Below are 18,691 nucleotides of genomic sequence, written 5' to 3'. Positions count from 1 at the left end.
GGCCCCTACGGGGAGGTGGCAGGCAAGTGGTGGAGCAGCTGACGCAGCACGATCCGCGGCGGATCGGCCCGTTCGAGGTGCTCGGCCGACTCGGTGCCGGAGGCATGGGGCTGGTCTATCTCGCGCGGTCGGCGTCAGGCCGGCGCGTGGCGATCAAGACAGTGCGTACGGAGCTCGCCGAGGACCAGCTGTTCCGGGTGCGCTTCACGCGGGAGGTCGAGGCCGCCAGGGCGGTCAGCGGGTTCTACACCGCGGCCGTCGTGGACGCGGACCCGCGGGCGGCCGTGCCGTGGCTGGCGACGGCGTTCGTTCCGGCTCCGTCGCTCGAGGAGATAGTCAACGAGTGCGGTCCCCTGCCCGTGCAGGCCGTCCGCTGGCTGGCCGCCGGTGTGGCCGAGGCGCTGGAGTCCATCCACGGCGCCGGGCTCGTGCACCGGGACCTGAAGCCGTCCAACGTCCTCGTCGTCGAGGACGGCCCCCGCGTCATCGACTTCGGTATCGCCTCCGGCGTCTCCAACACCCGCCTGACGATGACGAACGTGGCGGTGGGCACGCCCGCGTACATGTCCCCCGAGCAGGCGCGGGACTCGCGCAGCGTCACCGGCGCCAGCGACATCTTCTCGCTGGCCTCGACGCTCGTCTTCGCCGCCACGGGCCACGCCCCCTTCCACGGGGCCAACCCGGTGGAGACAGTCTTCATGCTGCTGCGCGAAGGCCCCGACCTGGAGGGGATGGACGAGGAGCTGCGGCCGCTGATCGAGTCGTGCATGCGGATGTCCGCGGAGGAACGTCCCAGCCCGGCCGACCTGCAGGCCCAGCTCGCGCCGCATCTGTTCTCCTCCGGCGGGGACGACAGCGGTACGGCCTCCGCGTGGCTGCCCGCCGGCGCCGTCGCCCTCATCGAGCGGAAGCGGGGCGCGCGTCCGACGCCGAGACGCCCTTCGCACCGGCAGGAGGACCCGCCGCAGGCCGCCCCCGCCCCGCCGGACGGACGCCCCGCGCACGCCGCCGCGCAGGTGCCCGCCCCGGCCGGCTCACCGTCCCCGCCCGCTGCGGCTCCGGCCGGCGGCGCATCGCCCGGCGCCCGCCACGGCGCCGGGCCGCGGCACGCCATCCCGGCGGGCCCCGGGGGCCCTTCAGCGGTGGGTGCCGTGACGACGCCGCCCGCGGCGCCGCCGCAGCCCGGTCACGCGCCGGGGACGTCCCCGGTGCCGCAGGAAGCCGTCGTCGACGGCGCGCCCGTCCGGCTGCCCGGGTCGCAGGTCCCGATCGGCCCGGGCCCGCGCCGCGCGGACGACGTGCGCGCGGACCAGGACGCCGGGCCCGCCACCGGATGGGTACGCCCGCCCAACGGCGCGCAGCCGTCTCCCGGGCCGGGCGCCGCAGCCGTGCCGCCTCCCGCCGCCGATCAGGCCGGGCCGGGGATGCCCGCGCCGATGGTGGCCGCGACGCCGGGCGGGCCGGACGCCGGCCAGGGGGCGCCGCAGCGCTGGCGCCCGTGGCGTTTCCGCATGTCGAACGACGTGTGGGGGACGCCGGTCGTCGCCGACGACCTGCTCTACGTCACGTCGTTCGAGGTGCACGCGCTGGACGTCGCGAGCGGGCGGCGGCAGTTCAAGACGCGCGAGGTCGCGTGGTCGATGACCGTCGCGGACGGCCGGGTCCACGCGTCCGACGGTCCGAGCCTCTACGCCCTGGACGCCCGCGACGGCTCCGAGGGCTGGCGCGTCCCCGCCGACGGCTGGGTCTACTCGCTGCAGGCCGACACCACCGGCGGCAGCGGCACGCTCGTCACCGGCACCCGCGGCGGCGGCGTCCAGGTGTGGGACGCGGCGAGCGGCGAGAAGCTGTGGGAACTCGGCGGCGCGCAGGCCGACTTCGAGACCCCCGAGGGCGGCCCGGTGATACACGCCGGGACGGTCTACACGTGGGGCGACGGCCGCCTGTACGCCCTGGAGGCCCGCACGGGCCGCGAACGCTGGTCGTACCCCGTGGGCGACGCCACCGCCACCGGGGGAGTGCCCCTGCGCCTGACGCCCGGGGACGACGGCGTGCTCTACATGTGCGCCGGCTCCCGCGTCTACGCGCTGGACGGGGCCTCGGGCACGGAGCGCTGGCGCTTCGACGCCCCCGCGGTCTTCCTCTGCCCGCCGGCTCTGGCTCCCGGGCCCGCCGTCACGGGCGGCGGCGTGTACCTCGCCGACTACCTCGGCACGGTCTACGCCCTCGACGGGGCCGGCGGCCAGGACAGATGGCGCATCGCGACGGAGGCCCGGCACTCGACGGAGCCCGTGGTCGTCGCCGACGGCCTGGTGCACCTGGGCAGCGGCGGAGCGCTGTACACGCTCGACGCGGTCAGCGGAACGCCGCGGTGGCGTTTCGCGGCGGGCGGCGACGTCGTGGGCGCGCCCGTGGTGGCGGAGGGCCGCGTGCACTTCGGTTCGGCGGACCACTGCCTCTACACGCTCGACGCCGTGGGCGGCCAGCTGCGGTGGAAGCTCGCGACCGGGGGTGAGATCACGGGTTCGCCCGTGGCCGACCGCGGCGTGATCTACGCGTGCAGCAAGGACCGCTGCGTGTACGCCCTGGACGCCGCGAAGGGCACGGGTCAGGCCCGTCACGGCTGACCGCTCGCGGCACAGACCCCTTCCCGTGGATCAGTGGAGCAGGAGGCGCCGTGACCGGACGACCCCGTACGAGGCTCTCGGCCACCGTGCTCGGCGCCCCCGAGCCGCGTGAGCTGGCGGAGTTCTACCGCCGGCTGCTGGGCTGGCGCGTGAAGTGGGACGAGCCGGACTGGGTGATGCTGGAGGCGCCCGGCGGCGGCGCGGGCCTGTCCTTCCAGCGGGAGGACGAGCACGTGCGGCCCGTGTGGCCGGCCGGACGCGGCGACCAGCAGATGATGATGCACCTGGACATCGGGGTCGACGACCTCGACGAGGCGAGCTCCTACGCCGTGGCCGAGGGGGCGAGCGTCGCCGAGTACCAGCCGCAGGAGGGCGTACGCGTCCTCATCGATCCGGCCGGGCACCCGTTCTGCCTCTTCCTGCCCGCCCACTGACAGCCCGGTCACCGGCTGCCCGGGGGCTGAGACCGGGCCCTTCTTCCGACCCGGTTACGGGTCACTGACAGCCCTGTCACCGGCCGTTCCGGCGTCACCCTGCGTCCTGGGTGCACCGGCGCGCGGACGGTCCGGGCCCCGTACGGCGTGCGGCGTCGGCGCGGATGGCCGGACTTCGTCAGTACGGGTCTTCGTCAGTGCGGGCCGTCGCCGCGCTGGTCAGGACGGCGCGGGATCCGCTGGGTTCCGGACGGGCCCGCTCCCGGGTCCGGCCCCGGGGGAGGCTGCTCTCCGAGCTGCTGCGGCCCCTGCGGCGGGTACGGCTCGTCCGGCGGCGGCTGCTGCCGAGCCGGACGCGACCACGGGTCCCACTCCTGCGCCGGAGTCTCGTCGTAGCCCGGCGGCGGGCCGTACCCGTCGTCCGCCTGGTAGGCGCCGTGCGGTCCGTGGGTCGTCCCGAACGGGCCGTAGGGGTCGGGCGATTCGGAGGGTTCGTAGCCGCCGTACGGCTCGTAGCCGTCGCCGTCGTCGATGCGGGCGTGCGCTCCGCGGCGTCTGGAGCCGGTGCGCCGCCCGCGCATCACGAGCGAGCCCAGCAGCAGCAGTACGCCGCCGCCCGCCGCGAGCCCCGCCCCCTCGCCGAGGCCGTCCCCGCCCGCGGTGAGGCTTCCGGCGGCCTGGCCCTGGCGGACCATCCACAGCGCGGTGAAGCCGAGCACGAGCAGGCCCGCCAGCGCCACGAGCAGGCGGGAGCGCAGGAGGGCGGCGATGAGCGTGAGCACTGCTGCTGCCGCCATCGGCAGGAAGAGCCCGGTCCACAGGTCCGCGCGGGCGTCGGTGACGCCCGCGCCGGAGAAGAGTTCCTGCAGGCGGAAGGTGCGTCCGTCGCGGTTCTGGTACCAGGCGCGGAAGGGACTCCACACTGCCGCAGCCGCTCCGGCGAGCGCGAGCAGGAGGCCGAACAGGTTCCGGACCATCGCCTTCGCCTCGCTTCCCGGCGCCTGGCCTGGCCCGACGGGAGCCGGGGGCCGGCACCGAAGGGTGCGTAGTCCTACTCGAAAAGCTACGCCCGCCGGGACATCTCCGCCACTTCAGGGCATCTGCCGCCGTCCCGCCGGCACCCCTCGCGCGCGCCTGCGGCGGGGAGACGGAGCGGCAGCCCGCTCCGATCCACCGACTCCCAAAGTTCCGTAAAGGCAGGGCAGTTGACGGAACTTCCGGGGCGGTCGGCACGTCCCCGTCCAGGGGTATCCAGCCCCAGTAGCCATGACACATTCGGGGGTCTCAACCATGTCGCGTCATCTCAAGCTCATCGCCGCCGTGGCGGTCGTCCTGGTCGCGCTGAGCGGCTTCAGCCCCGCGCGCTCGTCGGGCGGCAAGGGCGGCGGGAGCCGGAGCAGCAGCAAGGGCGGTGGCTGCAGCAGCTCCAGCTCCAGCAGCCACAGCAGCAGCAGTAGCTATGACGACGACAACGACAGCAGTTACACCTCGGGTTCCACCAGCGGCGGCCGCCGCTACAACAGCACCACCGGAAGCGGATCGCGGTACAACAACTCCAGCAGCTCCCGGCGCGACAGCGAGCCCTCGTCGACGGTCACGCAGTGCGCCGCCGGGTCGGGGACGTCCGCCAAGGCCGTCGTGAGCGTGCGCAACCCGAACAGGGGCAGCGAGACCTACGAGGTCAAGGTCGAGTTCGCCGACGCGTCCGGCCTGTACGTCGACTCCGGGACCGCGGAGGTCACGGTCGGGTCCAGGCAGGAGAAGCCGGTCGACGTCCGCATGAGCCACCCGGACCGTATAGCCGAGGTCGCCTCCTGCAAGGTCGTCCACGTGCGCTGAGGGCGGCGGGACAGCGGAAGAGGGGCGGGCCGGTGTTCTACCGGCCCGCCCCTCTTCACGTCTGCTCAGGCGTTCAGGGCGTGTGGCCCTCCGTGGTGCCGTTGGTGTGCACTCCGTGAGCGGTCGTCGTCTGCGGCTCCTCCGCGGCCACGGCCGGCGCCACCGCCGCGCCTATCAGTAACGAGCAGACGACGAGTGCTTTGAGAATTCTGGGCATTCCTTCTCCTTCGAAGACCGTGGTCGTGAGTGACGTCGAATCTGCGTACGGCAGGCCACGGATCGTTCTGGCGGATCCTGCCACTGGCACACCGTCAGGGTTCCCCCCTGGGATCCCCCTCAAGCAGCGGAGCCTGGCGGCAGCGGCACCCCCTCCCCGCCACTGACGCCAAGCCCCGCCGTGTCCCCCGTGGTGTTGGTCTCTCAGGCCACGCCCTTGGGCGGCGCGATGGGGGAGTGGTTCTCGAGTGTCGTCACACCGTCGTCCCCCTCCGCTGCGGCCTTGTCTCCGGCCGGGGCGACGGGCGAGTGGTTCTCGGTGGTCCCCAGCTCCCCTTCCTCTCCGGTCTTCTGCGCCGGAAGGATGGGCGAGTGGTTCTCCGTGGTCCCCAGTTCCCCGTTCTCTCCGGTCTTCTGCGCCGGAAGGATGGGCGAGTGGTTCTCCGTGGTGCCCGTGGTCGCCATCTCTTCGAGGTCCCCGACGGTGGGAGGTGCTGTCTCGCTCATGACTGAACTCTCCTGGCTTGGTGGCTCGTTCGTGCTGCATGTCCGCCCAGCGACTCCCCCGCGGGCCGCCGGGCGGACCATGGGCCGCTTACCTTAGCCAGGCCGCGGCCTCCCCCGTGATCCGCTCTCCCCCCGAAGCGGCGGATCGACGTATAGAAGAATGGCGGACCGCGATAAACGATCGATGAACGAGTGATGGCAGCGGCCCTCGGCGCCGTTTATGCCGCCTGAGCAGGGGTGAGCAGCGAGCGCACCTCTTCGGCGTCGGTGGCCCCCATCTCGTCGAACACCGCCAGGGCGTCCTTCCAGCACACCCGCGCACGGTCGCGCTGGCCGAGCGCCACCAGCGCGCGGCCCAGCACGGTCAGCATCCTTCCGCGCATCCACTCGCCGCCGATGCCGCGCAGGGCGAGCGCCTGTTCCGCGTGCCCCGCCGCCTGGGCGGGACTCCTGTCCGCCAAGTGGGCTTCGGCCATGCGGAAGTGGGCCACCCCCTCCCACAACGGCTGCCGGGTCTCCTGGAACAAGGCAGCGGCGCGCCTGAGCTGCTCGAGCCCTTCCGAGATGCGCTTGTCCTGAGTGAGAGCCCTGCCCAGCACGTACATGGCGTTGGCCGTACGCATCCTGTGGTTCAGGCTGTCGTAGATCTCGAACGCCTGCCGCGCGAGCTGGATCGCTTGGTCTGTGCGGCCGAGAGCCAGATAGACCTGCGACAGATTCGACAGGGCGCTCGCCTCGCTGGGCCGGTTGCCGTCCTGTCGGCATGCCTCCACTGCCTGCAGCAGATGGGCCTCCGCGTCGGTGAAACGGCTCTGGCAGTTGGCGATGATGCCGCGGTCGTTGAGGGCCCAGCAGCCGGCCAGCGGGTCGCCGGACTCCTGGGAGAGCAGCAGCGCGCGCTTCGCCTCCTCGTCCGCCTGGCTGAAGCGGCCGGCGACGACGTGGACATGCGTCAGCATCGTCTGTGTGCGGCCCTCCGCCAGGGCGTCGCCGGCAGCGCGTGCCGCGTCCCGCACGGTCGTGGCCGCCCGCTCGTAGCGCAGGGAGTGCACTCCCGAGTCGGCGCAGTCCTTGATCGCGATGAGCAGGTCGGCGGCGTGCCGCAGCATGCCCCGCCCCGCGGCCTGCTCCACGCAGGCGAGCACGCAGTCGGCCTCCGAGAAGAGCCAGTTCAGCGCGGCGTCCTGGTCCTGGAAGGCCATCCCGGGGCCGGACGGCTTGATGAGGTGCTCCGCGCCCCGCTCGCCCGGCTTCTCGAGGGCGAAGACCTTCGAGGCCGTCGCAAGGTAGAAGTCGAGGAGGCGGTTGAGGGCGGATTCCTGTTCCGAGGGCGGCTGTTCGTCGCGTTCGGCGCAGGCGCGGGCGAAGAGCCGCACGAGGTCGTGGAAGCGGTACCTGCCGGGTGCGGCCGACTCCAGGAGGGACGCGTCGACCAGCGACTCCAGCAGGTGCTCCGTCTCGTCGGCCGGGCGGTCCAGGAGGGCCGCCGCCGCGGTGAGGGAGATGTCCGGCCCTTCGGCGAGGCCCAGCAGCCGGAAGCCGCGGCCCTGTTCGGCGTCCAGCTGGCCGTAGCCGAGTTCGAATGTGGCCTTCACCGCCTGGTCGCCTGCCTGCAGCTCGTCCAGCCGCCGGCGTTCGTCGGCGAGTTTGGAGGCGAGCGCCGAGACCGTCCACGTACGGCGGGCGGCGAGGCGTGCAGCGGCGATACGGATGGCGAGCGGCAGGAACCCGCAGGCCCCGACGACGTCCATCGCCGCCTGGCGTTCGGCGGAGACCCGCTCCTCGCCGACGATGCGCGTGAAGAGCGTCATCGCCTCGTCGGGGCTCATGACGTCGAGGTCCACGAGGTGCGCGCCGGCCAGGTCGACCATGCGGGCCCTGCTGGTGACCAGCGCCGCGCAGCCCTTCGCGCCGGCGAGCAGGGGCCGCACCTGCGCGGCGTCGCGGGCGTTGTCGAGGAGCGTGAGGACGCGGCGGCCGGAGAGCAGCGAGCGGAAGAGCGCGGAGCGTTCCTCCACGCCTTCGGGGATGCCCGTGTCGTCGACGCCGAGGGCGCGCAGGAACGCGCCGAGCACCGTCGCCGGTTCGCTGGCGCTGGGCCCGGCCCCCTGGAGGTCCACGTAGAGCTGGCCGTCGGGGAAGTGCTCGGCCGCCGCGTGGGCGACGTGGACAGCAAGCGTTGTCTTTCCGACGCCGCCGATGCCCGCCACGGCGGACACGGCCATCACCGTGCCCTCGGCCTGGGCGAGTTGGTCGCGCAGTTCGGCGACGAAGGTGGCTCGGCCGGTGAAGTCCGCGACCGTGGCGGGAAGTTGGGCGGGCTGAGCGAGCTTGGGCGTGCTGGGCCCGGACGGTTCGTCGGGTTCGAGAGCGAGGCTGTCGTCCGCTCCGAGGATGCGCTGGTGGAGATCCGCCAGTTCGGGGCGCGGGTCGACGCCCAGTTCGTCGGCGAGCAGCCGCCTGGTGTCGGCGTACACGGCCAGCGCCTCGGCCTGCCGTCCGCTGCGGTAGAGGGCGAGCATCAGCAGCTCGCGCAGTCTCTCGCGCAGCGGGTGAGCGGCGGTGAGGGCGGTGAGTTCGGAGACCGCGCCCGCGTGCGCGCCCAGTTGGAGGTCGAGGTCGAGCCGGTTCTCCAGCAGGGAGAGGTGCCACTCGCTGAGGCGGTCGCGCTGCCGTTCCGCGAAGGGGCCCGGCACGTGGGCGAGTGGCTCGCCGCCCCACTGCTCCAGCGCCGCCTCGTACTTCTCGCGTGCTTTCGCGCGGTCCCCGCCCGCGAGGTACTTCTCCGCCTCGGAGGCGTACGCGGAGGCCAGGTCGTGGTCGAAGGTGACGTCGGAGTGTGCCCGGCCGGTGCGGACGGCGTAACCGCCGGACTCGCTCACCAGCAGTTCGGCGTCGGCTCCCAGCCCCTTCCGGATACGGGAGGCGTACGTGCGCAACGCGGCCTTCGCCTGGTCCGGCGGGTCCTCGCCCCACAGGCCGTCGATGAGTTCCTCTGCGGTAGCGGTGTGGCCCTTGCGGAGCAGCAGCGCGGCGAGCAGGGCGCGTTGCTGCGGCGAACCCATGGGGAGGTCCTGGCCGTCGCGGTGTGCGCGGACGGGACCGAGCACGGCGAAGTGCAGCAGGTGCTCCTGCTGCTCCGTTCCGTGGCCGACTTTCCCCTCGGCGCCCATGGTTGCCCCCCTGCGCTCCGTTTTGCACTACCGCAGGGATCAGTCTGCCTTGCCGGTGAGCTTCGCGTCAGCACGGCACCAGGTCCCTCACGAGTCCTTCGAACTTCGGGGTCGGCAGGGGAGGTTGCTGCGACAGGAGAGGCCGGGGCCCCGGGCCGGAGCCGTCAGCTCGGGACGCGCCCGCGTGGAAGTATCCGCTGCGTACGCGCGCGTCCGCGGCGCAGCCCCGGCCTTACGCGTCCCGTGCCCGGCGGGTGTCCGCCGTGCGGTGGTAAGCGCTTCCCTGCACACCACGTACACACTCCGCCGTCACGTCATCCGGCACCGTGGAGGAGGACGGGCAGCGTGCGGTAGCCGTGCGCGATGAACGAACCCACCGTCTCCAGGTCTTCGGCGGGGACGGCAAGACGCAGCCTGGGGAAGCGTTCGAACAGGGCGGGCAGCGCTGTACGGGCTTCCAGGCGCGCGAGGGGGGGCGCCCAGACAGAAGTGCACACCGTGCCCGAAGGCGAGGTGCTCCTTGTCGGTGCGGCGCGAATCGAACTCCGCCGCGGTCGGCCCGTGCCGCTCCGGATCGCGGCCCGCGGCGGCGTATGTGGCCAGGACGGCCTCGCCCTGACGGATCGTGAGGCCGCCGGGCAGCTCGATGTCCTCGACGGCGTAACGCAGCGGCAGGCTCGCCAGACTCGGGGCCCAGCGGAGGGTCTCCTCGATGACGTCGTCCCACGGGATCGCGCCGTCGAGGACGAGACGCAGCTGCTCGGGGTGGGTGAGCAGGGCCTGCACCGCGTTGCCTATCAGGTTCACCGTGGTCTCGTGGCCGGCGCCGATCACGAGCAGCAGCGTGTCGAGGAGTTCGACCTCGGAGAGGCGTGCGCCGTCGTCGTCGCGCGCGGAGACGAGCACGCTCGTCAGGTCCTCCCCGGGCTGTTCGCGCTTGAGGGCGATGAGCGCCGCGAAGGCGCTCTGCATCTCCCTGGCGGTCCGGGCGGCCTCCTCCGGAGTGACGGACGTGTCCATCACGCGCATGACGATCCGCGCGACCTCGGCGCGCTTCTCCTCGGGGATGCCGAACAGCTCGCAGATCACGCTCATCGGGAGCGGATGGGCGTACGCGGCGCGCAGGTCGACCTGCTCGCCTTCGGGGACGCGCGCCATCTCGTCGAGCAGCTCCCGGGTGATCCGCTCGACGCGGGGCCGCATCGCCTCCGTGCGCCGTCCCGTGAAGGCGGGTGCGACGAGCTTGCGGAGCCGGCGGTGGTCCGCGCCGTAGGACGTGAACATGTTGGTCACGCCGACCCAGGTCTGGATCCAGCTGTCCTGGAACTCTCCGCGCCGCCAGGCCGGCCAGTGCTGCCGGGGGTCCTTGGAGACGCGCGGATCGGTCAGCAGCCGCTTCAGGAGGTCCATGCTGCCGACCGACCAGGCGCGTATGCCGGCCGGGAGCTCCACGAGGGCGGCGGGCCCGCGGGCGCGGATACGTTCCGCCTCCGCGTGCTTGTCCCTGCCGGCGGGATCGACGACGAAGGGTTCTACCGGGCAGGCGTCGCCGGCGTCCGCCGTTCCTCGAGGGGTCTGCTTTCCCTGCTCTCCCATGGAGTCGCTCCTGGCTGGTCGGGACTGATCGGTGTGAACCGTGCGGGCAGGCACGTCAGAGCGCGATGGAACGGGCCGTTCCGGTAGGTGAGTTCGTCGTGCCTGACGGTCAGTTCGATGTCGGAGAGCCACGCCGTGAGGCGCTCGATCGCCGTGGTGGCGATCAGCGTCGCCGGCTGCTGGACGGGGCACGAGTGCGGACCGGCCGCCCAGGCCAGGTGCGAGCCGCCGCCCGAACCGGACGCGCCGCCGGACCTCCCGGGCCCCGTCCTGCCGTGCTGGGTGTTGGCCGCTGCGTACGACACCATCACGAGCTGGCCCCTGCGGATCCAGGTGCCGTGGAAGTAGACGTCCCGCTTGGGGAAGTGGGCCGAGTAGTTCGCGATCGGGGGCTCGTTCCGGAGGACGTCGTGGATGGCGTCGAGCGGGGTGAGGGCGCCGCCCGACAGGGTGCTGTAGTAGCGGTCGTCCGTGAGCATCCTGGCGAGGGCGTTGGCGATCAGGTTCGCCGTCGGCTCGTGCCCGGCGCCCATGGTGATCACCGTCTGGTGCATGACCTCCTCGTCGGTGAGACCGGCGGGGTGGTCCATGAACCAGGACGTCAGGTCCTCTCCGCGGGCCTGCTTCTTCGCCGCCATCAGTTCGCCGATGTACCCCTCGAACGCGGCGCCGGCGGCCGAGGCCTCCTCTGCCGTGCGGCCTTCCCACACGCCCGCGAGGGCGGTGATGAGCTGTTCGCTGTAGGAGTCGGGCAGACCGAAGAGGCGGTTGAAGAGCATTAGCGGCAGCACCCGCGCGTACTCCGCCATCAGGTCGGCCTCGCCCTTCTCGCCGAACTTCGCGATCAGGGAGTCCGCGAACTCGACGACGGCCGTGCGGAGTTCGTGCGCCGGGATGCGCTCGAAGCCGTCCGTGACGGCGCTGCGGTAGCGCCCGTGCGCCTCGCCGTCGCTGAAGAAGAGGTTGGGCCGCCAGGCCAGCATCGGCAGCACCGGGGAGTCCTCCGGCGCCGACTTCATCCAGGTGCGCGAGTCCTTCGACCAGGTCTCCGGGTCGTGCAGCAGGTCCAGTGCGGCCCGGTAGTCCGTCACCAGCATCGCTCCGACGCCGGGGGCGATCTCCACCGGCGCGAGCGCACCGTAGTGCCGCAGCCGCTCGTACGTTCCGTACGGGTCGGCGGCGAACTCCGGCCCGTACAGCTGGGTGACCTCGCTGCCGGGCGGAGTCATGGGGGGCGGCATGACGCGGCGGGGTGCGCCGGACGCGCCGTCACCGGGGTCGCGGTGCCCGGCGGAGCGCGGGCGGGGCAGGCGGGGAGAGGTCACGCTGTCTCCTGTGCCGTGAGTGCGAGTACGTGGCCGACGAGGGCGATCAGGGCGTCGGTGGCCTGGTCCGGGTCGCGCGCGTCGCACAGCACGAGGGGTGTGTCGGGGAGCAGGTCGAGGTGCTCGCGCAGCTTCGACGGGGAGTGCGCCGGGGAGTCGGGGAAGGTGTTGACGGCGACCGCGTACTGCAGGCCGGCCTCCTCGATCATGTCCATCACCTCGAACGAGTCCGACAGCCGGCGGGTGTCGGCCAGCACCAGCGCGCCCACCGCGCCTCGGGCGATGTCCTGCCAGAGCGGTTTGAAGCGCCGCTGGCCGGGCGTGCCGAACATGTACAGCACGTAGTCGTCGGGGAGCGTCAGGCGCCCGAAGTCGATGGCCACGGTCGTCGTCGACTTGTCGCGGACGCCGGAGAGGTCGTCGACGGACGCGCTGGCGCGGGTCATGACCTCTTCGGTGTGCAGCGGCTCCGTCTCCGACAGCGAGCGGATGAACGTCGTCTTGCCCACCCCGAACGGGCCGGCGACCAGGAGCTTCACGAGCGTCTGGGATCTGTCGCCGCTGAGGTAGACGCCGGCGCGCGGCACGGCGCCGGCCTCCTCGCCGGCCGGGGAGCCGGGCGCCGCGGCGTCGCCGGAAGGCCCGTCGGCGGGTACGTCGGTGTCGCCGTCGCCCGGGTGTTCCGGGGCGTCAGCGGGAGGACTTGAGAGTGCGGAGTCCATCGAGAACCTTCTCCAGAATCTGCCGTTCGGGCAGTTCGGCGTCGGGTACGGGAGCGCGGGCCGCCAGCAGGCCCGCGTCGACGAGGTCGGCCACCATGACCCTGACCACGCTCAGCGGCAGCCGCAGATGCGCGGCGGTCTCGGCCAGGGAGAGCGGCCCGGGCTGCAGCAGCTGCAGCAGGCGCCGCTGTTCGGGGCGCAGGTCCCTCGTGGCGGGGTCGGCCGGAGCGAGCAGGACCGTCAGCCGGTCAAGCGTGTTGCGGCTGGGCCTGCCGCGTCCGGTCGTGGCCAGGTAGGCGGGAACGAGACGTCTGTGGTCACGGGGCGGCGGGGTCATGCAGAGCTGCCCTGCCGCGGGGGACTGCTCATGGCTTTCTCGCCCAGCGTGGCCACCTGCACCTGCATGTGGTGCGTCACGACCCCCATGTTGACGTCGCGTTCGGCGAAGACAGCGAGGCACGTGTTCTGGCCCGCGGGGATCGCGAACACCCAGCCGAGATCGGACTCGATCACAGTCTGACGGAGCTTCACCTCCGGTTCGCCGGAGAAGGCCGCGGTGGTCGTGCGGGCCGCGCCCTGGAGCGCGGAGAGCATCGCTGCGACGCCCTCGGCGGCCTCCCGCTCCAGGCCGGGCGAGCGGCCCTCGATGAGGCCGTCACCGGAGATGACCGCCGCGTGGACCACGTGCGGCAGTTCGAGGAGGGGAGCCAGCACCCAGGAGGTGTCCTCGCGGACGGATCGGCGCTCGGGGGTGGTCATGCGGGGGGATTCCCTTCGGAGGTGCGGTGCTCGATGTGCTCGGCGTCGGGGGAAGCGCCGTCGCCCGGTGCTTCGCCGCCGCCGGTCTCGCGGGTACGGCTGTCGTCGCTCCCCGCCGCGGAGCTGCCCCGGCCGGAGCCGAGACCGCTGACGGGGGCGGGGCCGGCGCCGAGACCGTCCTCGATGCCGGCGGCGGCCCGGCCCGAGGCTGTGCCCTGCTGGAACGCGGCCCAGATGTCGGCGCTCTCCTCGGGGCTGGTGGGGGGTGCGGAGCGGGACGGGGCCGCGTCCGGTGTGGTGCCCGTGGACCTGGACGTCGAGACGGACGGGGACGGGGACCCAGACCGAGACGCTGACGTGGGGGAGCCGCCGTCTTCCGGACCGGTCCGGCCGGTACGCTCCGGGGTCGCCGCGTCCGCCGTCCCGCTGTCCGACGGGACGGGCCGGCGCCTGCGGCGGCGCGGCAGCTCGTCCGGTACGGCGTCCGCGTCCGGTCCGTCGAGCAGCGCGGAGGCAGCGGTGAGCGGCAGGCCGTCCGTTCCGCCACGGCCTGGCAGGGAGGCGCGCTCGGGGGGCGCCGGCGCCATCGCTGACATCGGCTTCTCCTCCTCGTCGAGCAGCGTGAGCAGCGGCTCGCCCGGGACGTGCACGATCGCCCTCACGCCTCCGTACGGCGAGGCCTCCAGATGCGTGGAGAATCCGTACTGCTGCACGAGTTGGCCGATGGCCGCGAAGCCGATGCGCGGAGGGTCGCCGAGGTCGGTCATCAGCACCGTCTCCTCACCGGAGATCATCCGGCGGGCACGCTCCAGTTCGTCCGAGTGCATGCCCACGCCGGCGTCGTCGATGATCACGGAGACGCCCCGGTTGCCCTGCTGGATCGTGACGACGACCGGAAGGTCCGGGTGCGAGTAGTGCAGCGCGTTGGCTATCAGCTCGGTCAGCGTGATCGCCACCGGTTCGACGGCCCGGGCGACCACACCGACGGGATCGCGCAACTGGTTGGTGACCTGGACGCGTTCGTAGCCGCTGAGCCGCGACATCGCACCGACGACGATGTCCGCGAGGTGCGAGTTCTCCCTGGTCAGGCCGGGCCACGCCCCGCAGACGACCGCGGTGGACTGGATGCGGCGCAGCGCCTGCTCGTTGAGGAAGTCCGCGCTCAGCAGATCCTCCGCGACGAGCGGGTCCTCGTACTTCTCCTGCATCCGCTGCAGGAGGGACTGCAGCTGGTAGAGCAGGGCCTGGATGGTGGTCGTCGAGCCGCGCATGGCGGCCTGCGCGGCGAAGTCGACACGCTGCCGTTCCTTGACGACCTCCTCGCTCACCTGGCCGAGCACGGCGCTGATCGACCGGTCGATCTCAGGAGTGAGCGTTCCGGAGCCGAGCGGGCCTCTGACGGGGACGTTTCTGTGCCGCAGCGAGGTGGCGAGGTCGGGTATCCGGTTCTGCGCGAGGTGCCTGAACTCCTCCTCCACCGCGCGCAGCCGGGCGCCGAGGTCGGCGTTCTGCCGTGTGGCTCCGTGGAGTTGCGTCTCGACGGCCCCGGAGTGCCGCCGCAGGCGGCTCAGATCCTTCCGGGCGAGGACGAACAGCAGGGCCAGAACGACGGCGGCGACGGTTCCCGCGGTGAGGAAGACGATCAGCGCCACCGGTGTCTCGGTCATCGGTGTCCTTGGTCGGCTGGATTGCGTTGTACGGCGAGTTGACGCACGCGGGCAGAGCGACAGCCGCAACCGTCGGGGGACCCCTCACCCGGCGAACCCACACGGTCACGCAGGATACATAGGTGGTATGCGCACCCTTCTGGTGCGTGCGCACGTAACCCGAGCGTCAACTCTCCTGCTGGAGCACGCAGTTCACTCCCCGGACGCCCCGGGGTGCCGGGCGAAGCCAACTGCGGGGCCGGCCTCTGACGGTACGTCAGCCCTTGCGTCCGAGCCACAGGGGGTTCGTCATCGCCGCCATCGCGCCCGGCATCTCGGGGGGCGATCCGACCGGCGGGGCGTGGCGGACTTCCGCCCGTACGTACGCCGCCAGCGAGGCCGTCGTACGCCACTCCAGCGGCTCGGAGGAGACGGCGGCCGAGTACATCTCACCCTCGTCCGTCATGAAGCGGGCGGTGGCACCCGCCGGCGCGCCCGCCACCTTCAGCCGGACCGAGACCTCCGCGTCCGGAGACACCGCCAGCCGCCCGCCTATGCCGGCGTGCTCGCCGCGCGGGCCGGTCGCCTCGAACGTGAGCGATATCTCAGAGGACTCGGCGAGATAGCTGCGGCCTTCGCGCACGGCCTCCAGCAGGGCCGGCCTGGACAGCTCCTCCGCGTGGACCACTGTGTGCGGCAGGCCCACCTTCTGGGGTTCGGCGTGGGCGTCGCTGTTGCCGATCGCGGGAAGCCAGCGACCCGGCGCGGGCGGCGCCGTGAGCATGTTGTCCCAGGCGGCGACGGCGAGTTCGTCGTCCGGCGTCCACGGTCCGTTCCACACCTCGACGGCGTCCGCGTCCTCGTACCCGAACTTCCACTGGCAGCCGACGAACGGGCAGTTGGGGTGGGCCGGTACGACGAGGCCGCCGGCGCGGCGGATGCGGCGCGCGTAGCGGGAGAAGACGCCGTCACGGGCCCGGTAGCGCCAGTCGACGAACGTGCCCGGGTCGGTGCCGAGGGCGAGAAGGTGCCCGTTGCGGGTGGTGACCTCCTCGCCGCAGAGGATCAGGAAGTCCTCGTCCCACAGGCCCTCCCAGGCGCCGTGGCCCGACGTCGTGTTGTGCTCCGTGGTGGTGATGAAGTCCAGCCCCGCGGCGCGGGCCGCCGCGGCCGTCTCCGCGGGGGTGCGCTTGCCGTCGGAGTGCACGGTGTGGAGGTGGCAGTCGCCCCGGTACCAGGCCCTGCCGCGGCCCTTGGCCCGCTCCGGCGGATGGACCGGCCGCGGGGTCTCGCCCTGCTCGCCGTGGCGCAGCGTGATGGTGACCTCGTACGACATGCCCTGCGGCGCGACCGTGTACGGGCCGAGCACGACGTGCCAGGTGCCCGCGCGAACGGGGCCTGCCACGTAGCCGGGCGTCGCCTTCTCCGCGCTGATCGTGAAGCGGTCGCGCGCGCCGCCCGACCAGCCGCGGAAGCCCCGGCCGCCGAGGGCGGTGCCCCGCTCGTCGAACATGCCGATGTCCAGGGCGTTCCCCTGGGTGCCCTCAGGCACCTCCGGCTTGTCGTAGGAGTAGGAGACCTCGATCTCGCGGACGCCGGAGGGGATTTCGACGGGCAGGTACACGAAGTCGGCCGCGCCGGTCTCGAAGCGGCCGCGGACCGTGCGGCTCGCCTCCGAACCGTCGGCTGCGTGCGCGAAGTTCACGCTGCTCAGTGTGAACGCGCCCGCCGCTGACACGCCGGCCGACATCCTGAGTACGTCACGCCTGTCCATACGGGTCATGCCCCGCCCCCCACTGAGAACGTCACCGACTGCGCCACGGAAGCCACGCCCGCCACCCGGGCGCCACGAGTCACCGTTCTACGCGGAGGAGGCGGGCGGGGGAACCCCTGTGGACGACGTCCCGCCGGCGGCGCGCCCTCCCTGGAGTGCGCCGTAGGGCCGCGACGACGGCGTGAGCACGCGTCCCGGACGCGCCGGAGCACACCGCTTCGTGGGGACCTCTGTGCGAAGAAACGACACGGCACGCCCGCTACCCCGGACCGGGAAGCATCATTCGCCTTCTTTCGTGTGATGACAGGTGAAGTCATCCGAAAGGAGAGTGGTGCACATCTACAGGGAGGGCTGAGAACACCTATGACTGTTGAAGCCGGCCAGGAAGACGTGCAGGGGCAGGCGTCCGCGCAGCAGAGTCTGGCGGCCTCCGCGGCGCGGAACCTGTCGACGACTGCGAAGTCCGTTCCGCAGATGCAGGAGACCTCCTCCCGCTGGCTGCTGCGGATGCTGCCGTGGGTGGACGTGAAGGGCGGTACCTACCGGGTGAACCGGCGGCTGAGCTACGCCGTCGGCGACGGACGGCTGACGTTCGTGCAGACCGGCGGGGAGGTGTCGGTCATCCCGGCCGAGCTGGGCGAACTGCCGGCGCTCAGCGGCTACGGCGACGAGTCGGTGCTGGGTCAGCTCGCCGAGCGCTGCGAGCGGGTGGACTGCGAGCCGGGCACCGTGCTGGCCCGCGCCGGGGACGCCAAGGACCGCGTCTTCCTGCTGGCGCACGGCCGCGTCGACAAGGTCGGCACCGGGCCGTACGGCGGGGACCAGGTGCTCGGCTTCCTCGCCGACGGCGCCTACTTCGGCGAGCAGTGCCTGACCGAGACCGAACCGACGTGGGAGTGCACGTTCCGCGCCAGCACCGCCTGCACCATGCTCGTGCTCTCCAAGGGGGACGTCGACAACCTCGCGGTGCGCGCCCGGGGGCTCCGCGGCCACCTGGACAGGGTCGCCTCGCTGCCCGAGCAGCGCACCAACAAGTACGGCGAGGCGGCGATCGACCTTTCGGCCGGGCACTCGGGCGAGCCGGTCATCCCGCACACCTTCGTCGACTACGAGCCGATGCCGCGCGAGTACGAACTCTCCGTCGCGCAGACGGTCCTCAAGGTCCACAGCCGCGTCGCGGACCTCTACAACGAGCCGATGAACCAGACCGAGCAGCAGCTCCGCCTCACGCTGGAGGCGCTGCGCGAGCGGCAGGAGCACGAGCTCGTCAACAACCCGGAGTTCGGGCTGCTCAGCAACTGCGACTTCGGCCAGCGCCTTCAGCCCCACGACGGCGTGCCCAGCCCGGACGACATGGACGAGCTCCTCTCGCGGCGGCGCGGCAACAAGTTCTTCCTCGCCCATCCGCGCGCCATCGCCGCGTTCGGCCGCGAGTGCAACAAGCGCGGGCTGTCGCTGGAGTCCGTGGACAACGGCGGCCACCGCGTACCCGCCTGGCGCGGGGTGCCGATCTATCCGTGCGGGAAGATCCCGATCAGCGAGTCCCGTACCACGTCGATCATGTGCATGCGTACGGGGGAGGACGACCAGGGCGTGATCGGGCTGCGGCAGTCGGGCATCCCGGACGAGATCGAACCGAGCCTGTCGGTGCGCTTCATGGGCATCGACGAGCAGGCGATCATCTCCTACCTCGTCACCGCCTACTACTCGGCGGCGATCCTCGTGCCCGACGCGCTCGGCGTCCTGGAGAACGTCGAAGTCGGCCGCTGGAGCTGACGGGAGCCGGGCGGCGGCGCGTACACGCCGGCTGCGGCGGACGTGCCGGACCGGGCCAGCCGTCCCGGCGGAGCGGCGGACGCGCTGATCCGCCGGGGTGCGGCGCACGTTCCTCCGCCCGTCCCGGCCCCGCGCCGGCCGCCACGTACGGCACGCACCGTCCGCATGCGCGAACCGATTCCACGTGCCCGCACGCGCCCCCGGCCGTGTGTGCCAGGCCGCCGCAAGCGCGCGAACTCGTCCTACTGGAAAGGCACTTCACGCATGACGCGAACCAGTGGAGCCGGCCTGCCCCCC

The 18,691-nt window shown here is 72.5% G+C and carries 14 protein-coding genes and 1 pseudogene; 4 read left to right on the top strand and 11 right to left on the bottom strand.

Annotated features, from left to right (window positions below; translation table 11 throughout):
- The first annotated feature begins 26 nt into the window (after positions 1 to 26).
- Together afsK and IEY56_RS07465 are read left to right on the top strand one after the other, a co-directional pair.
- Positions 27 to 2,627, top strand: coding sequence for a protein serine/threonine kinase AfsK (gene afsK / locus IEY56_RS07470; protein WP_189036318.1), 2,601 nt, complete (start codon positions 27 to 29; stop codon positions 2,625 to 2,627).
- 50 nt (positions 2,628 to 2,677) lie between these two features.
- Positions 2,678 to 3,061 (top strand): VOC family protein, encoded by a 384-nt coding sequence (locus IEY56_RS07465; RefSeq protein WP_189036317.1) that lies wholly within the window; start codon positions 2,678 to 2,680, stop codon positions 3,059 to 3,061.
- A 194-nt stretch (positions 3,062 to 3,255) separates the two neighbouring features.
- Here the strand turns inward: IEY56_RS07465 and IEY56_RS07460 are convergent, their stop codons facing one another.
- Complete coding sequence (locus IEY56_RS07460) at positions 3,256 to 4,038, bottom strand: hypothetical protein (RefSeq protein WP_189036316.1); 783 nt, start codon at positions 4,036 to 4,038, stop codon at positions 3,256 to 3,258.
- A 313-nt stretch (positions 4,039 to 4,351) separates the two neighbouring features.
- Between IEY56_RS07460 and IEY56_RS07455 the strand changes: the two genes are divergently transcribed.
- Positions 4,352 to 4,900: a hypothetical protein gene (locus tag IEY56_RS07455; RefSeq protein WP_189036315.1), complete on the top strand. Its 549-nt coding sequence runs from the start codon at positions 4,352 to 4,354 to the stop codon at positions 4,898 to 4,900.
- A gap of 73 nt (positions 4,901 to 4,973) precedes the next feature.
- Here the strand turns inward: IEY56_RS07455 and IEY56_RS07450 are convergent, their stop codons facing one another.
- From IEY56_RS07450 to IEY56_RS07405, 10 genes and pseudogenes are all read right to left on the bottom strand, one after another.
- On the bottom strand, positions 4,974 to 5,117 hold the full coding sequence (locus IEY56_RS07450; protein ID WP_158715449.1) for a hypothetical protein: 144 nt from the start codon (positions 5,115 to 5,117) through the stop codon (positions 4,974 to 4,976).
- A gap of 203 nt (positions 5,118 to 5,320) precedes the next feature.
- The gene (locus IEY56_RS07445) at positions 5,321 to 5,623 is read right to left on the bottom strand and encodes a hypothetical protein (protein WP_189036314.1); all 303 of its coding nucleotides are present in this window, start codon (positions 5,621 to 5,623) and stop codon (positions 5,321 to 5,323) included.
- Positions 5,624 to 5,841: 218 nt separating this feature from the next.
- Entirely contained in the window at positions 5,842 to 8,796 is a 2,955-nt protein-coding gene (gene afsR, locus IEY56_RS07440) for an SARP-family global regulator AfsR (RefSeq protein WP_189036313.1), read from the bottom strand.
- A gap of 314 nt (positions 8,797 to 9,110) precedes the next feature.
- Positions 9,111 to 10,392 (bottom strand): annotated as a pseudogene (locus tag IEY56_RS07435) (cytochrome P450 family protein).
- Positions 10,329 to 11,717: a cytochrome P450 family protein gene (locus tag IEY56_RS07430; protein WP_373292045.1), complete on the bottom strand. Its 1,389-nt coding sequence runs from the start codon at positions 11,715 to 11,717 to the stop codon at positions 10,329 to 10,331. The pseudogene IEY56_RS07435 and the gene IEY56_RS07430 overlap by 64 nt, the downstream one beginning before the upstream one ends.
- Positions 11,714 to 12,304: a GTP-binding protein gene (locus IEY56_RS07425; protein WP_308424126.1), complete on the bottom strand. Its 591-nt coding sequence runs from the start codon at positions 12,302 to 12,304 to the stop codon at positions 11,714 to 11,716. Before IEY56_RS07425 ends, IEY56_RS07430 begins: the two co-directional genes overlap by 4 nt.
- 103 nt (positions 12,305 to 12,407) lie before the next feature.
- Positions 12,408 to 12,776: a DUF742 domain-containing protein gene (locus IEY56_RS07420; RefSeq protein ID WP_189036311.1), complete on the bottom strand. Its 369-nt coding sequence runs from the start codon at positions 12,774 to 12,776 to the stop codon at positions 12,408 to 12,410.
- On the bottom strand, positions 12,773 to 13,198 hold the full coding sequence (locus IEY56_RS07415; RefSeq protein ID WP_189036310.1) for a roadblock/LC7 domain-containing protein: 426 nt from the start codon (positions 13,196 to 13,198) through the stop codon (positions 12,773 to 12,775). Before IEY56_RS07415 ends, IEY56_RS07420 begins: the two co-directional genes overlap by 4 nt.
- Complete coding sequence (locus IEY56_RS07410) at positions 13,195 to 14,865, bottom strand: sensor histidine kinase (RefSeq protein WP_189036309.1); 1,671 nt, start codon at positions 14,863 to 14,865, stop codon at positions 13,195 to 13,197. The genes IEY56_RS07415 and IEY56_RS07410 overlap by 4 nt, the downstream gene beginning before the upstream one ends.
- 256 nt (positions 14,866 to 15,121) lie before the next feature.
- The gene (locus IEY56_RS07405) at positions 15,122 to 16,618 is read right to left on the bottom strand and encodes a CehA/McbA family metallohydrolase (RefSeq protein WP_189036527.1); all 1,497 of its coding nucleotides are present in this window, start codon (positions 16,616 to 16,618) and stop codon (positions 15,122 to 15,124) included.
- Between the two features lie 363 nt (positions 16,619 to 16,981).
- Here IEY56_RS07405 and IEY56_RS07400 point away from each other — a divergent pair, with 363 nt between their 5' ends.
- Positions 16,982 to 18,394, top strand: a complete 1,413-nt coding sequence (locus IEY56_RS07400; protein ID WP_189036308.1) for a family 2B encapsulin nanocompartment shell protein — start codon at positions 16,982 to 16,984, stop codon at positions 18,392 to 18,394.
- Positions 18,395 to 18,691: the final 297 nt, after the last annotated feature.

It is taken from the genome of Streptomyces daqingensis, assembly GCF_014645895.1.
GTDB lineage: Bacteria > Actinomycetota > Actinomycetes > Streptomycetales > Streptomycetaceae > Streptomyces > Streptomyces daqingensis.
The sequence above is the reverse complement of the archived record's forward strand: the minus strand, read 5'-3'. Positions and strand labels throughout refer to the sequence as shown.

What these genes read in the sequence shown, in the direction of transcription:
- IEY56_RS07400 (WP_189036308.1), top strand. Translation starts at nt 16,982, where the DNA reads ATGACTGTTGAAGCCGGCCAGGAAGACGTGCAGGGGCAGGCGTCCGCG.
- afsR (WP_189036313.1), bottom strand. Translation starts at nt 8,796, where the DNA reads ATGGGCGCCGAGGGGAAAGTCGGCCACGGAACGGAGCAGCAGGAGCAC.
- IEY56_RS07415 (WP_189036310.1), bottom strand. Translation starts at nt 13,198, where the DNA reads ATGACCACCCCCGAGCGCCGATCCGTCCGCGAGGACACCTCCTGGGTG.
- IEY56_RS07460 (WP_189036316.1), bottom strand. Translation starts at nt 4,038, where the DNA reads ATGGTCCGGAACCTGTTCGGCCTCCTGCTCGCGCTCGCCGGAGCGGCT.
- IEY56_RS07450 (WP_158715449.1), bottom strand. Translation starts at nt 5,117, where the DNA reads ATGCCCAGAATTCTCAAAGCACTCGTCGTCTGCTCGTTACTGATAGGC.
- IEY56_RS07445 (WP_189036314.1), bottom strand. Translation starts at nt 5,623, where the DNA reads ATGAGCGAGACAGCACCTCCCACCGTCGGGGACCTCGAAGAGATGGCG.
- IEY56_RS07455 (WP_189036315.1), top strand. Translation starts at nt 4,352, where the DNA reads ATGTCGCGTCATCTCAAGCTCATCGCCGCCGTGGCGGTCGTCCTGGTC.
- IEY56_RS07410 (WP_189036309.1), bottom strand. Translation starts at nt 14,865, where the DNA reads ATGACCGAGACACCGGTGGCGCTGATCGTCTTCCTCACCGCGGGAACC.
- IEY56_RS07420 (WP_189036311.1), bottom strand. Translation starts at nt 12,776, where the DNA reads ATGACCCCGCCGCCCCGTGACCACAGACGTCTCGTTCCCGCCTACCTG.
- IEY56_RS07405 (WP_189036527.1), bottom strand. Translation starts at nt 16,618, where the DNA reads ATGGACAGGCGTGACGTACTCAGGATGTCGGCCGGCGTGTCAGCGGCG.